Raw genomic sequence first — 14,818 nt, forward strand, 5'->3', positions numbered from 1 at the left:
ACAATCAATACAAGGAATGTGTGTTTGTAATTAGATAGCATAGCTCATGAATTTCCAATGTTAAGTTTTTACTCAATGTTATTAAATTGTTATCAAATTGTGTTTTAAACGTAAATAATCTTTTATATTTGTTAGAGAAACAATTAAAATAGTACGTCATGAAAATATATATAGCTATAGCCACCGTCTTCATTTCAGGAATGATTTTCGCTCAAAATGAAAAGCCACAGTTAGAAGCTGTTGGAAAGTTAGTTAAAGCAACCTCCTTTCATGACAATGGTAAGATGCAGCAAGTAGGTTTTTATAAAAACGGGAAATTACAAGGAGAATGGACTTCTTATGATACCGATGGTAATAAAACAGCTATTGCAGTATATGATAAAGGTCAAAAAACTGGGAAGTGGTTTTTTTGGAATAATGCTACTTTAAGTGAAGTAGATTATTCAAATAATAAAATTGCTTCGGTTAAAAGTTGGAAACATGATGCTTTGGTTATTGCTGAATAAGTAAAAAAAAATAATTTTTTAAAAAGGCTTTCGTTACTGACGGAAGCCTTTTTTTATTTAGTAAAGTTGGGAATGCAATAATACAGTCTAACGCAAAAAAAATTCCTGTTCAAACTAATGAACAGGAATTTTTGTGTTTTAAAGAAATACCGTTACCCTTTATGCTCCTTATTATATTCATCCTCGCTCAATACTTGAGGTTCATAATCAGCGACTATCAGCGCGTCAAAATCTGTTTTCTTTCCTTTTGTAAATTTATAGATTAGTTTTTCCATGATTTCATAAATTACCGGAACAATAATCAACGTGAGGAATAGTGAACTGATTAAACCACCAATGATTACCCATGCTAATCCATTTTTCCATTCGGCTCCTGCTCCGGCTGCTAAAGCAATAGGGAACATACCAAATACCATGGCGATTGTTGTCATCAAAATAGGACGCAAACGGGCGTGATTGGCTTGGATTAATGCGGTTCTGATTGTTTCACCGGCAGCTCGTCGCTGGTTCGTGTAATCCACAAGCATAATCGCATTTTTACAAACCAGACCAATTAGCATAATAACTCCAAGAATGGTAAATATATTTAAAGTGTTGTTTGTTAAAGCTAAGGCTAACAAGGCTCCAATAAAGGAAAGGGGTATGGCAAATAATACCACAAACGGGTGAGCAAAACTATCATATAATCCAACCATCACGAGATAAACCAGGATGATAGCAGCTAATAAAGCAAAACCTAAGGTTCCAAAACCTTCACTTTGATTTTCTTGATCACCACCCCAAATATAATTCACTCCAACCGGTTTTTTCATTATCGTCAATTTCTCTTCAAGTTGAGCAACAACTGTTCCTACTGGAACACCAACAGTTTGTCCTTTTACGGTAACGGATGCTGTTTTGTCTCTACGTTCTAATTGACTTGGTCCTGAACCTTCTTTGATAGTGGCAAATTGAGATAACTTTATTTGTTCCCCTCTGTCATTCATAAAAATAAGGTTGCTTACATCATTAATACTTTTCCTATCGAAACTACTGTACTTGATGTTGATATCGTACTCATATTCACCAGCTCTAAATTTACCGTCCGTATTACCGCTATAAGCAGTTTGCATGGTCATACCAACAGTTTGCAACGAAAGTCCAAGGGCGGCCATTTTATCTCTGTCGACCTGAACGTTAATTTCAGGGTTTCCAGTCTCTACAGATAATTTAACTCCAGTAGCACCGGGGATTTTGTTTAGTTCTTTTTCGGCGGCTTTTGCAAAAACCATCGCGCTTTCTAAGCTTGTTCCTGTAACAATTAATGCAATAGGTGCATCTTCGGCAGTTCCAAGAATACCTACCGGCACTGTTTTTACTTTGGCACCAACCAATATTTTTTCTAATTGCAACTTCATCCTGGCGGCATAGACGTATGAATCATCTGTCCTGTCTTTTTGATCAATCATTTTCACATCAATCTCTGATTTGTATGCAGTAGATTGAGAAGCACCCATGCCTTCACTGGTTTGGCCTACCTTAGTAATCAGACTTTTCACATATTTTTGTGTGTTCAAAAAAGCTTCTGCCTTTTGCGCCATAAAATTACTTTGTTCCAATGACGCATCTTTTGGCAATTCTATTTGAACCAAAAATTCTCCACTATCTGATTTGGCAAAAAACTCTCCACCAATGAATCCAAACGGAACTAATGCTATTGAACTAAAGAATAAAACCAGCACAACAGCTAAAGTAGTTTTGTAATGATCTAAACACCATTTTAATAAATTGGTAATCCAATTAGTAAAACGAGTTAATATTTTTTCGAATCCAAGAATAACTCTTCCAAAAGCATTTTTACCTTCAATATGTTCTAGTTTCCCAAAACGAGAAGACAACCAAGGAATTATCGTAAATGACGCCAGTAAGGAGAATAAAGTGGAGATAATTACCGTAACACAAAACTGTGTAATGATATTTGAAACTAATCCCGTACTCATCGCAATCGGTAAGAATACGACAACAATTACTAGGGTAATGGAGGTTACGGTTCCGGCTATTTCGGCTGTTCCTTCATAAGCTGCACGCACCCTGTTTTTTCCCATTTCCATGTGCCTGTAGATATTCTCTAATACCACAATGGCATCATCAACAAGAATACCCACAACCAGCGATAGTCCCAATAAACTCATTAAGTTTAAAGTATATCCCAGATAGTAAAATCCGATGAAGGTAGAGATCAAAGAAGCAGGAATAGAAACCATCACAATCAAGGAGTTTCTGATACTGTGCAAGAAAAATAACATGACAAAGGCAACAAGAAATACAGCAATCAATAAATCATGGATTACCGAATCAGCAGCTTCTAAGGTAAAAATAGTACTGTCATTAGCGACATTCAATTTCACTGCGTTTTCTTTATAATCGTTTTCTAATTTCGTGATGGTTTTATACACTTGCTCACTAACTGCAACTGCATTGGCATCCGATTGTTTCACGATTTGTAAAATGATAGCGCTCTTTTGATCAACACGAGCAATTTTTTCAGCTGTTTTTTGTCCATCTTGAACATCTGCAATATCACTTAAACGAATTTGGATTCCGTTTTTTGAAGACACGACTAAATTTCTTAGCTCTTGTACATTTTTGTATTTACCAGCTAAACGAATCAATATTTTTTTGTCACGTGTTTGAATATTACCAGTAGGAAAGTCTAAGTTAGAGGATAAGATTATCTGTTGTACTTGCGGGATTGAAAGGCCATACCCTTGCATTTTAATAGCGTCAAGACTCACTTGTATTTCACGTTCCTGTCCACCAATAATGTTTACCTGAGCCACTCCATTTACACGGGATAAAACGGGAGCTATTTTTTTATCGATTAAGTCATAAAAAGCAACTTCATCCATATTACCATTGGCACCAATGGTCATAATTGGTAAATCACTTAATGAGAATTTGCTTAAGGACGGTGCTTTAGCATCTTTAGGTAAATCACTTATGATGGCATTTATTTTACGTTGCGCATCGTTTAGTGAAAGATCGACTTTTGCTTTCGTGTTCAGTGTAATGGAAACTGTCGATAAACTTTCGTACGAACGAGAGTCAATTTTTTTAATGTTTTCCAAAGAAGCTACAGCGTCTTCAATTTTTTTAGTTACCGTATTTTCTACTTCAGAAGGAGAAGCACCAGGGTATATGGTTGCCACAGTAATAACATTCTGTTCAAATTTAGGGATTAATTCATAGCCCAATTGACTGTAGCTAAAGAGCCCGCCAAGAATCAAAATCGTAAACAGTACAATTACTAACGACGGACGTTTTATGGATATTTCTGCTAATTTCATATATAATTTAGTTTCAGGTTTCAGGGGGTAAAATTTTAGTTTAACAAACTTGAAATTTTACATCTGGAACAATTTTCGATTTATTTGATAATCTCCACTTTTGTTCCGTCAGTCAAGTTAATTTGACCCGTGACAATTACAATTTCATTATCAGAAAGTCCGTTTAAGATCTCTACTTTATCACCAAGAATTCTTCCTGCCGTTACATTCTTTAATTTAGCTATTCCGTTTTCTACGACAAAAATCTGGTTGCTGCTTACACTTCCCACAAAGGCATTTCGAGGTACTACCATCATAGATTGTTTTTGTTGTTTTGAAGCAAATTCTGCCGTTCCATACATTCCCGCTTTTAGGTCATTAGAAGCGCTGTTTGTAATTTCTATTTCTACTGGAAAGTTTAAGCTGGAATCTGCTTTTTGAGCGATGAAAGTAATTTTTCCGGTAAAGTTGACATCAGGATAAACACTCGCGGTAACGTTTACTGGACCTCCCAATTTTAAATTAGCAACCTGGCTTTCGTCAACTGTAACAGTCAACTTTAATGAGGAAACATTTACAATTTCAAACATTGCCGTAACAGGCATCGCAGTCAGCATAGAACCCGGCTCAATATATCTTTTGTTGATAAATCCTTTTATTGGCGCTTTTACCTTGGTGTCGCCTACGTTAATATTCGCTTGTTTCAAGTTAGATCCCGCATTAGTCATAGCTAATTTCGCTTGGTCTAATTGTTGTTTGGTGACTCCTCCGGAATTAAACGCATTTTCATATCTGGCATAATCCGCTTGGGCGTTATTATAAACCGCTTTAGCCATTTGGGCATTTACATTTATAGCGTCGCTTCTAATAATGACTAATGTTTGACCTACTTTTACATAATCCCCTTCGTTTACAAGAACACTAATCACTTTCCCCGATTTTTCAGCTGAAAAAGTTAACTCTTGTATCGGTTCAAAATTTCCATTTACTGAAAAGTCTAAAGAAATTTCTTCGGTCTTAACTGCTTCTGTTTTCACGGATACACTAGCATTTTTTTCTGCGACAATCGCGGTTTTTGCTGCGTTTTCTTTTTTGTTATTCATTAAAGTAAAAGTAATAAGCCCCAATGCGCCGAGTATTACAATTGCGATAGTTATATTTTTTTTCATTGTATTAATTATTTAGTAGTGATTTTAGTTCTCCTTTGGATTTTATTAGTTGAATTTCTGCTAGTTTGTAATCTAAGATTGCAGAGGTGTAGTTGTTTTGTGCCTCAGTAAAGGCATTTTCCGCATCTAATAAATCAGTTAAAGAAGCTAAACCCTGTATGTAATTATTTTTGGTGTTTTTTAATACGTCTTGCGCTAATTGTGCATTCCCTTTTTGGTTCTGTATCGTTATAATACTATTGTCAATTAGAGTTTTTGCATTGGCATAAGCCAAATCAAGAGATAGTTTTGTGTCTATTAAATCTTCTTTTACAGCTCTTAATTGGATATCTGCTTGTCTAACTTTAGAGCGTGTCTCAAATCCAGAGAAAATAGGGACTCTCAAATTTAAACCTATCGAGGAAAAATCAGTCCAATAAACTCCATCGGTCGGTTTTGCTCCCCAAGGCATTTTTGGACCTTGACCTATATAATTGTATCCTGCAGAAAGCGATAGTGTTGGGTAGTAACCCGCAATCACTGATTGTTTTTGGAATTCTAACAGTTGTTCCTGTTTTTTCATCAGTAAAAACTCTGTTCGGGTCTCCGTATTCGGTATTTCTGAAAATGCCTGAGGCGTTACTTCAAAAGCAGCTTGGGGAATTTCAATTTTTGATTCAATTGGCATTCCCATATAAAATTTCAAGGCATTTTCTTGAATTTGAACGCCATTCAATACTTGTTGTCGTTGTGTTTTTATATTTGAAAGTTTCACTATAATTCGATCCAAATCAATTTTTTTTGATAAACCATTTTCATAGCGTCCTTTTATAATATTTTTCACTTTAGCAGTGTTTAAATAAGTGCTGTCCAAAACGTTTAAATTTTGTCGGCGAACATAGACTTGGTAGTAGTTATTTGCCACTCTCTCGATTACTTGTTCTTCCGTTAACTGTTCATTTATTTGGTAAAACTCTCGGGTTGTTTTAGCCGCTTGTAAACCAGTGAAAACAGATTGGTCAAATAAGTTTTGAGTCAAAGAAACCCCAGCAGTTGAAACCCATTTTTGACCAAAAGTAGCCTGAATAGTAGTTCCCGGCTCTCCTCCGAAAGATCCTGCATCGAGAAAAGTAGTTTGCAAAATGGGATTGTAAGTCAGTCCTCCATTCGCATTAATTTTCGGTAAGGCTCTGGAACGAACTTCCTGAATTTGGTATTTGCTATTTTCTACTTTAAGTCTTGCTTTTTTAGCATCAGATTTGTTTTCTAAAGCATAAGTAATAGCGTCCTTCAAGGTAAGTGATTTTACTTCTTGTGCATTTGCCATAAAAGCAAATGTTAGGAATGATATTAAAATTAATCTCTTCATTATATTGTCGGATTTAGTAAATGTTTTTCAAGTTCGATTAGTCCAGCAGCAGTGGCCATAGCTCTGGTATGGTATTCTAAAATTTCTAATTCTAATTGTTGTGATTCTTTTTCTGAACTGGTACTTTCTTTTATGGAAAAGATTAAGTTGTAATAAAATCTTGTATAGTTTTCAATATTTATATTTTCTCGATAAAGTCCTTGTTTAATACCTTGTTCAATATTTTTTTTAAAAACAGTATTACATTCATTTATCTCTCGTAGCATTACTTTTTCATGAATTTCAGGATAATGTTTTTTTAATTGATAGATAGGAGAGGTATCTGATGATTGAAACATTTCTTTGAACATTTTTCGAATTTCAAAATTTTCTCGAATTGCATTGTGCTCTTTACTTACAATGTTGTTAATGATTTCGTGTATCTCTGTATGCATTAAGGCGGTGCTTTCTTCAATTAGAATTTCTTTATTGCAAAAATATTTGTAAATCGTTTTTTTAGAAATAGACATTTCACCGGCGATATCGTCCATTGTAATACTCTTAAAACCTAGTTTTATAAACATTTCACTTGCTTTGCTAATTATTTTCTCTTTCATTATTTATCTTGGATTAATCTAACCAGTTTTACGGTTAGAGCTCTTGGTGTAAACCGAATTGAATTTGCCATGATGGAATTGAATAAACCATGAATTGCGACTCTTTTTCCTTTCATCATTGCTCTAAAACCATATTCTGCCACTTCTTTTGATGTTGGTAATTTTCTGCCTTTTACTAATTTGCTTTCATTCATGTCAGCGGCATCTTGAAATCCACTTTCGGTGGCACCGGGACACAATGCGGTCACAGTAATACCTTTATCACGAACCTCATTGTCAATTGCCTCTGAGAAATGCAATACATAGGACTTTGTTGCATAGTATACCGCCATTGTTGGCCCTGGTTGAAATGCAGCAGTAGAGGCAACATTCATTATTTTGCCTTTTTTTTGAAGAACCATGTCTTTTAAAAAGAGCTTGGTGAATTGGGTTAATGTTGTAATATTCAATTGAATCATTTCTTCTTCTTTTTTCCAATTGGTATCCGTAAACATTCCAAAATCTCCAAATCCGGCATTGTTTATCAAATAATCAATAACAATGCTTTTATTTTTTAGTTCATTATACACTTCTTGAGCTGAATCAATTTTTGATAAGTCTTTTGCAATAATGAATGCTTTTATTGAAAATTCTTTTTCAAGACTGTTTTTTAGTTCTTGAAGTTTCGAGACATTTCTTGCGACCAATACAAGATCATTTCCTTCTCTGGCAAATATTTTAGCAAGTTCAAATCCTATTCCGCTAGATGCTCCGGTAATAAGGGCTGTTTTTTTCATTTGTCGTGAAGTTTTTGCAGCACAAAAGTATTGCGGAAACTTTGAACACCAAAATAGTTTCCAAAGTATTTGCATAAGTTTAACATTATATGGATTAAATCATGAACTCCAAGTTGGCGATCAGTTTAATGTCCTGACCTAAAGCAAGCCCAGCTGTTTGCGTATAGGAGTTTGTTGTGAGGTCAAAATCTCTACGATTTATTTGTCCTGTAATTTCAAACAATGCTTTTCTTTTTCCTTCACAAGTGGTTATCGCAATTAATTCGGCATCAAGTTCAATTACTTTCGTAATATTTTTAATCCTGAGGTTTCCTTTCAAGAAATTGATGTTTTTACTTATTTTTTGAAATGATGTTGATTTGAAATGGATAGAAGGAAAGGTGTCAATGTCTAAATAATCATTTAGGATTAAATGATTGTCAATGTGATCGATGCTGGTTTCATTGTTTTTGACATCTAATTGAAATTCAACTGAGGCATCTTCTATCTCATCTTCATAAATATCTAAATGTCCATTAAATTTATTAAGAGAGCCTGCTATGTATGCGATTATGGAATGTCTTGCTTTGATTAGAACATCAGATTGATTGGAGTCAATAGTCCATTTTGTGGCTGTAATGGGGAGGGATGAATTCATGATGATAATAAGTTAAATTGCGAATGCAAATGTAATGCGGAAACTTTGAATACTAAAATAGTTTCCGTTGTTTTTTTTATTTATTTTACAGTTCATTTAAAAACGTAGTTTGTAATGAAGGATGAATGCTGTAAATTAGCCCAAAAATTTAGTTTTATGCATGCCATTGACCAGTTTCAGGATTTTTTCATCACTTATTTAGAAAAGCAGGCTATTACTAAAGAGCCTGAAAATTTGTATGAGCCTATTGCCTATATATTAGGGTTAGGTGGAAAACGAATTCGTCCAGTCCTAACATTAATGACTACAGAAGTTTTTAATGGAGATTATAATAAAGCGCTTCCTGCAGCTATGGCTGTAGAGGTTTTTCATAATTTTTCCTTAGTTCATGATGATATTATGGATGATGCCCCTTTGAGAAGAGGGAATATAACTGTTCATGAAAAATGGGGTGTTAACACTGGGATTTTATCGGGTGACGCCATGCTTATTTTAGCATACCAATATTTTGAACAATATGAGCCAGGTGTTTTTATGAGATTGGCAAAATTATTTAGCAAAACGGCACTCGAAGTTTGTGAAGGGCAACAATGGGATGTCGATTTTGAAACCCGAGATGACGTTACCATTCCGGAGTACCTTAAAATGATTGAGTATAAGACAGCGGTTCTTGTGGCTGCAGCCATGAAAATGGGAGCTATAGTAGCTGAAGCTTCAGTGGAAAATGCTGAGTTGATTTATGAGTTTGGGTTAAATTTAGGTTTGGCTTTTCAATTGCAGGACGATTATCTTGATGCTTTTGGCAATCCAAAAACTTTTGGAAAGCGAGTAGGGGGTGATATTATAGAAAATAAAAAAACATACTTGTATTTAAAAGCTATCGCGTTTTCTTCAAAAGAAGAAGCAGCTCAATTACAGCAGTTATTTTCGACGCAGCTTGAGGATAATTTAGTTAAAATTGACTCCGTAAAAGAAATTTTTAATAATTCAGGAGCATCTAAAGCGACTCAAGACGCAATACAAGATTATACTTTTAAGGCTTTTGAAACCTTGGAAAAAATGAATATCGAAGAAGCGAAAAAGGATGTATTAAGAGTTTTTGGCAAAAATTTAATGGGGCGAAAGGTTTGATTTTGCAGATAGTTATGCAAAATATCTAGTCGAAAAATCAACAGTATACAATCAAAAACAACCATGTTTATAGCTCCTAAAAATACAGATTTACTATTTTCTGAAGCAGAAAAAGAAGCTTTATATCTTAAATTAGTTGAACAAATTAATAAGGATTTTAATTTAGCCAATGAAGCGATAGATTTTCCAATCAGTATTTCTCCCAATGAATTAAAAATTCAATTGCATGAAAAAATATATCGATTGATTCAGTACAAATTTGCCGAATACCTCAATCTGCTATATATTATCGATGTCTCTGAAGATGAAGTCAAAAAAATGGACGGTTCAGATTTGGTCATATTGGCAGAGCAGGTCTCTTTTCTGATACTAAAAAGAGAATGGCAAAAAGTTTGGTTTAAAAATAAATACAGTTAGAGGATCGGTTTTATTGGGTTTAACGCGCGACTACCTTCGGTTCTTTAGTCTATTCTCTTTAATCTATATTCTATTTCTTTCTCAAAAATAAACCCTGACAAAAGGCATGAAAGCGCTACCGTAAATATTATTGGTATCGTTTAGTACATTGTAACGGGCTCCTATGGTCGCATTTCCGCTACGGTATCCAGCTCCTAAAAACAAACCGGTATTCCAATAATCTTGAGAGTTACTGTTAGATCCATCTAAATTGATATTGACACGCAGCTCTTCTAATTCGGCAGAAAGCTGGATTGCTTGAATGGGATTAAACAACCCTATAATACTGCCGCCATATAAATGGGACGCATAGTAATTTCGTTGTTTTAGATAGGTGTATTGAGCTCCAATACCTAAAGCTACATACTCATTAAAATTATAAATGGCACTTGGAGCCAAAGAAATATCAGTATAATCAGATCCAAAGCCTAAACCAATTCCTCCTCCATACTGGACATTTTTCCAGAAATTACCGCTCAATTTAGGTGTAATTGTTTGTTGTTGTGCCAACAAAGTATTTGAAATTAATGTGCTAAAGACAATCAAAACGGACTTTGAAATAGTCTTATATCGGTTTTTTCGCATAAGTATTTATTCTTTTAACATATTAATATATAAAAGTAAATATAAATTTAGCGGATTATTGTACTTTTGTACGACTATTTTAACTAAAAGTATATTCACTAATATTATGGATAGGTTTTCATTTCTAAACGCAGCACATACAGAATTTTTCGCACAATTATACGATCAGTACTTAGACAACCCAGATAGCGTAGAGCCAAGTTGGAGAAGTTTTTTTCAAGGTTTTGACTTTGGAATGGAATCCTTCGACGGGGAGGCTCCAGCACAAAGCGTTGCCAGCCCATCTGCTGGAACCGCTGACTATGATCAAATTTCGGAAAAACTTCACAAAGAATTTAACGTACTAAAACTGATAGAAGGGTACCGTACCCGTGGGCATCTGTTTACAAAAACAAATCCCGTTAGAGACAGAAGGGTTTTTGAACCTTCCCTCGATATCAGTAATTTTGGACTTTCATCTGCGGATTTAAATACCGTTTTTGATGCCGGTAAAATAGTAGGCAAGGTGCCTTCTACACTTACTGAAATAATAGCACATCTAGATGCTATCTATTGCCAGCACATTGGTGTTGAATATATGTACATAAGAAAGCCAGAGATTGTTCAATGGATACAAGAAAAAGTAGGACAAAACGACAACTTGCCCGGCTTTTCAGTTGATCAGAAGAAATCAATTCTTCGGAAATTAAATGAAGCAGTTTCTTTTGAGAACTTTTTGCACACTAAATACGTGGGTCAAAAACGTTTCTCATTGGAAGGAGGAGAGTCAATAATTCCAGCTCTCGACACATTAATTGAAAGAGCTGCCGAGATGGGAGTGGAGCAATTTGTAATGGGAATGGCACATCGTGGCCGTTTAAATATATTGGCAAACATATTTGGCAAATCTACGCAAGATATTTTTGGAGAATTCGAAGGTAAAGATTACGATAAAGAATATTTTGACGGTGATGTTAAGTATCACTTAGGGCTTACTGCTGATAAGACAACAAGAACAGGGAAGAAAATCAATATCAACTTGGCGCCTAATCCTTCACACCTTGAAACAGTAGGTGCAGTAATCGAAGGAATTACAAGAGCGAAACAAGATAAGTATTTCCCGAATGACTTTTCAAAAGTATTACCTATTGCCGTTCACGGTGATGCTGCGATTGCGGGACAAGGGATACTTTATGAAATTGTACAAATGGCTCAATTAGAGGGGTATAAGACAGGTGGTACAATTCACATTGTAATTAATAACCAAGTTGGTTTTACAACAAATTACTTAGATGCGCGATCGTCAACTTATTGCACAGATGTAGCTAAAGTAACTTTATCTCCAGTGCTTCATGTAAATGCAGATGATGCTGAAGCAGTGGTGCACGCTATGATTTTTGCATTGGATTTTAGAATGCGATTTGCACGCGATGTATTTATTGACTTATTAGGATATAGAAAGTACGGTCATAACGAAGGTGATGAACCTCGTTTTACGCAACCGGTGCTCTATAAAATTATTGCAAAACATAAAAACCCTAGAGATATTTATGCTGACAAATTAATAGCTGATGGTATAATTGACGCCACTCATGTAAAAAGTCTTGAAAAGGAATACAAAGCTGATCTGGAAATGAACCTAGAAGCTTCTCGTAAGAAAGATTTAACAATAATCACACCGTTCATGAGAAATGAATGGTTAGGTTTTGAGCAGGTCACTGACGTACAAATGCTGGAAAAGGTAGATACTTCCTACTCAAAAGCTGGGTTAACTCAGGTCGCTGATGCTGTTTGTAATTTGCCAACGGACAAAAAGTTTATCAATAAAATTCAAAAGTTAATCAACGATAGAAAAACAATGTTTTTCGATACAAACAGGCTTGATTGGGGAATGGCTGAGCATTTAGCTTATGGATCCTTACTACAGGAAGGTTTTGATGTTCGTATTTCTGGACAAGATGTAGAACGTGGAACTTTCTCTCATCGTCATGCGGTCGTAAAAGTAGAAGACTCTGAAGAAGAAGTAACATTAATCGATAGATTGGAAGGTAAAAATGGAAACTTTAATATCTACAACTCGTTATTGTCTGAATACGGAGTTTTAGGGTTTGATTATGGATATGCATTAGCAAATCCAAATACCTTAACAATTTGGGAAGCGCAATTTGGAGATTTCAGTAACGGAGCCCAGATTATGATAGACCAATACATTTCATGTGGGGAGGATAAGTGGAACAATCAAAACGGGATTGTTTTATTATTGCCTCATGGATATGAAGGACAAGGGGCAGAGCACTCGTCAGGAAGAATGGAGCGCTATTTGCAATTATGTGCAAGACAAAACATGTATGTAGCTGATTGTACAACACCCGCTAACTTTTTTCACTTGTTGAGAAGGCAAATGAAAACGAAATTTCGCAAGCCACTTATCGTGTTTACCCCTAAGAGTTTATTGCGTGATTCAAGATGCGTTTCTACTATTGAAGAATTCGAAAACGGAAGTTTTCAGGAAACGATCGATGACGATACTGTGAATAAAGCAGATGTTAAAACTTTAGTTTTCTGTACTGGTAAATTCTATTACGAGCTTACCGCCGAAAGAGAGAAAAATGAACGCAAAGACGTAGCGATTGTAAGAATAGAGCAATTGTTCCCGTTACCGGTAGCGCAGTTAAAAGCAATCATAGCAAAATATCCAAATGCTGACGATTACGTTTGGGCACAAGAAGAGCCAAAAAATATGGGGGCATATAGCTTCATGTTAATGAACTTCAACTTAGTAAAATGGAGATTGGCGTCTTTGAAGGCCTATTCTGCATCAGCTTCAGGAAGCTCCACGAGAGCTAAACGCCGTATGGCAGATGCAATACGAATGGTTTTTGATAAAGATTTATTTAATAATTAGAGGCTATTTTCTAATACCGAAGTCCGTGATGCTTCAACTAAGTTAAAAAGTTGGGGCAGCGTTTTCCGTCAGAGCTAAAATACGAGTACAAAATAAGCAGTAGTTGTTGTTAAAACAATTCGAATAATAAAAATTCATAATTTAAAAATTATACAAGATGATTTTAGAAATGAAAGTCCCATCACCAGGGGAGTCTATAACAGAAGTTGAAATTGCAACTTGGTTGGTAAAAGACGGAGATTATGTAGAGAAAGACCAAGCAATTGCTGAGGTTGACTCTGATAAAGCAACTCTAGAGTTACCTGCGGAAGCGAGTGGGATTATCACATTAAAAGCGGAAGAAGGTGATGCAGTGGCAGTAGGAGCAGTAGTTTGTTTAATTGACACAGAAGGAGCTAAACCAGAAGGTTCTGACTCAGAAGCGGCTCCGGCAGCTCCGGTTGCCGAAGCGCCAAAAGCAGTGGCTCCAGCTCCAGCAGCAGCCGCTCCGGCCGCAACATATGCTTCAGGAACACCATCTCCAGCTGCAAGAAAAATTCTAGACGAAAAAAACATAGCATCTACTGCAGTTAAAGGAACAGGAAAAGACGGAAGGATTACTAAAGATGATGCCGTAAATGCTACGCCATCTATGGGAACTCCTACCGGAGGAAGCCGTGCATCTGAGCGTACAAAACTGTCAATGTTACGTCGTAAAGTAGCAGAAAGGTTGGTTACCGCTAAAAATGAAACAGCCATGTTGACTACTTTTAATGAAGTAAACATGACGCCTATCAACTTGATTCGTAACGAGTACAAAGAAGCATTCAAAGCAAAACACGCGGGTGTTGGTTTAGGATATATGTCTTTCTTTACAAAAGCGGTTACAAGAGCATTGAAATTATATCCAGATGTCAACTCTATGATGGATGGGGATTATAAAATTGCTTACGATTTCTGTGATATCTCAATCGCAGTTTCAGGACCAAAAGGACTAATGGTTCCTGTTGTCCGTAATGCAGAGAATTTGACTTTCCGTGGCGTAGAAGCTGATATCAAAAGATTAGCTATCAGAGCACGTGATGGACAAATCACTGTTGATGATATGACTGGTGGTACCTTTACAATTACCAATGGTGGTGTATTTGGAAGCATGTTGTCTACTCCAATTATCAACCCTCCACAATCAGGAATTCTGGGAATGCACAACATTATCGAACGTCCAATTGCCGTAAACGGTAAGGTAGAAATTCATCCAATGATGTATGTTGCACTTTCATATGACCATAGGATTATTGATGGTAAAGAGTCTGTTGGTTTCTTGGTTGCTGTTAAAGAAGCGCTAGAAAACCCAATGGAGTTATTATTGGATAATGACCCTAAGAAAGCTTTCGAGTTATAAGAATTATATTTTAAAATAACTAAAAGTCCCGTTTGACTATTCAA

Annotated in this window: 12 protein-coding genes; 5 read left to right on the top strand and 7 right to left on the bottom strand. The window is 35.7% G+C overall.

The features are described from left to right. Window positions 1-158 precede the first annotated feature (158 nt). Window positions 159-506: a toxin-antitoxin system YwqK family antitoxin gene (locus CXF59_RS13555; RefSeq protein ID WP_101138279.1), complete on the top strand. Its 348-nt coding sequence runs from the start codon at window positions 159-161 to the stop codon at window positions 504-506. A gap of 152 nt (window positions 507-658) precedes the next feature. Here the strand turns inward: CXF59_RS13555 and CXF59_RS13560 are convergent, their stop codons facing one another. From CXF59_RS13560 to CXF59_RS13585, 6 genes are all read right to left on the bottom strand, one after another. After that, window positions 659-3,832, bottom strand: coding sequence for an efflux RND transporter permease subunit (locus tag CXF59_RS13560; protein WP_101138280.1), 3,174 nt, complete (start codon window positions 3,830-3,832; stop codon window positions 659-661). An 80-nt stretch (window positions 3,833-3,912) separates the two neighbouring features. Beyond that, window positions 3,913-4,980 (bottom strand): efflux RND transporter periplasmic adaptor subunit, encoded by a 1,068-nt coding sequence (locus CXF59_RS13565; protein WP_101138281.1) that lies wholly within the window; start codon window positions 4,978-4,980, stop codon window positions 3,913-3,915. Window positions 4,981-4,984: 4 nt separating this feature from the next. Further along, entirely contained in the window at window positions 4,985-6,328 is a 1,344-nt protein-coding gene (locus CXF59_RS13570; protein ID WP_101138282.1) for a TolC family protein, read from the bottom strand. Next, window positions 6,328-6,924 (bottom strand): TetR/AcrR family transcriptional regulator, encoded by a 597-nt coding sequence (locus CXF59_RS13575; protein ID WP_101138283.1) that lies wholly within the window; start codon window positions 6,922-6,924, stop codon window positions 6,328-6,330. The genes CXF59_RS13570 and CXF59_RS13575 overlap by 1 nt, the downstream gene beginning before the upstream one ends. Further along, window positions 6,924-7,700, bottom strand: coding sequence for an SDR family oxidoreductase (locus CXF59_RS13580; protein WP_101138284.1), 777 nt, complete (start codon window positions 7,698-7,700; stop codon window positions 6,924-6,926). Before CXF59_RS13580 ends, CXF59_RS13575 begins: the two co-directional genes overlap by 1 nt. Window positions 7,701-7,794: 94 nt before the next feature. Beyond that, window positions 7,795-8,337 (bottom strand): YceI family protein, encoded by a 543-nt coding sequence (locus tag CXF59_RS13585; RefSeq protein ID WP_101138285.1) that lies wholly within the window; start codon window positions 8,335-8,337, stop codon window positions 7,795-7,797. A gap of 156 nt (window positions 8,338-8,493) precedes the next feature. On the opposite strand from CXF59_RS13585, the gene CXF59_RS13590 reads away from it, so the two are divergent. Together CXF59_RS13590 and CXF59_RS13595 are read left to right on the top strand one after the other, a co-directional pair. Then, complete coding sequence (locus CXF59_RS13590) at window positions 8,494-9,468, top strand: polyprenyl synthetase family protein (RefSeq protein ID WP_101138553.1); 975 nt, start codon at window positions 8,494-8,496, stop codon at window positions 9,466-9,468. 63 nt (window positions 9,469-9,531) lie between these two features. Next, window positions 9,532-9,885, top strand: a complete 354-nt coding sequence (locus CXF59_RS13595) for a hypothetical protein (protein ID WP_101138286.1) — start codon at window positions 9,532-9,534, stop codon at window positions 9,883-9,885. Between the two features lie 81 nt (window positions 9,886-9,966). On the opposite strand, the gene CXF59_RS13600 is transcribed toward CXF59_RS13595, so the two are convergent. After that, the gene (locus CXF59_RS13600; protein ID WP_198554700.1) at window positions 9,967-10,509 is read right to left on the bottom strand and encodes a hypothetical protein; all 543 of its coding nucleotides are present in this window, start codon (window positions 10,507-10,509) and stop codon (window positions 9,967-9,969) included. A 106-nt stretch (window positions 10,510-10,615) separates the two neighbouring features. Between CXF59_RS13600 and CXF59_RS13605 the strand changes: the two genes are divergently transcribed. Further along, window positions 10,616-13,393, top strand: coding sequence for a 2-oxoglutarate dehydrogenase E1 component (locus tag CXF59_RS13605; protein ID WP_101138287.1), 2,778 nt, complete (start codon window positions 10,616-10,618; stop codon window positions 13,391-13,393). A 157-nt stretch (window positions 13,394-13,550) separates the two neighbouring features. Then, window positions 13,551-14,774 carry a 2-oxoglutarate dehydrogenase complex dihydrolipoyllysine-residue succinyltransferase gene (odhB, locus tag CXF59_RS13610; RefSeq protein WP_101138288.1) on the top strand — a complete coding sequence of 408 codons (1,224 nt, stop codon included), beginning with the start codon at window positions 13,551-13,553 and terminating at the stop codon, window positions 14,772-14,774. Window positions 14,775-14,818 lie beyond the last annotated feature (44 nt).

Source organism: Flavobacterium sp. ALD4, from assembly GCF_002836475.1.
Taxonomy (GTDB): Bacteria; Bacteroidota; Bacteroidia; order Flavobacteriales; family Flavobacteriaceae; genus Flavobacterium.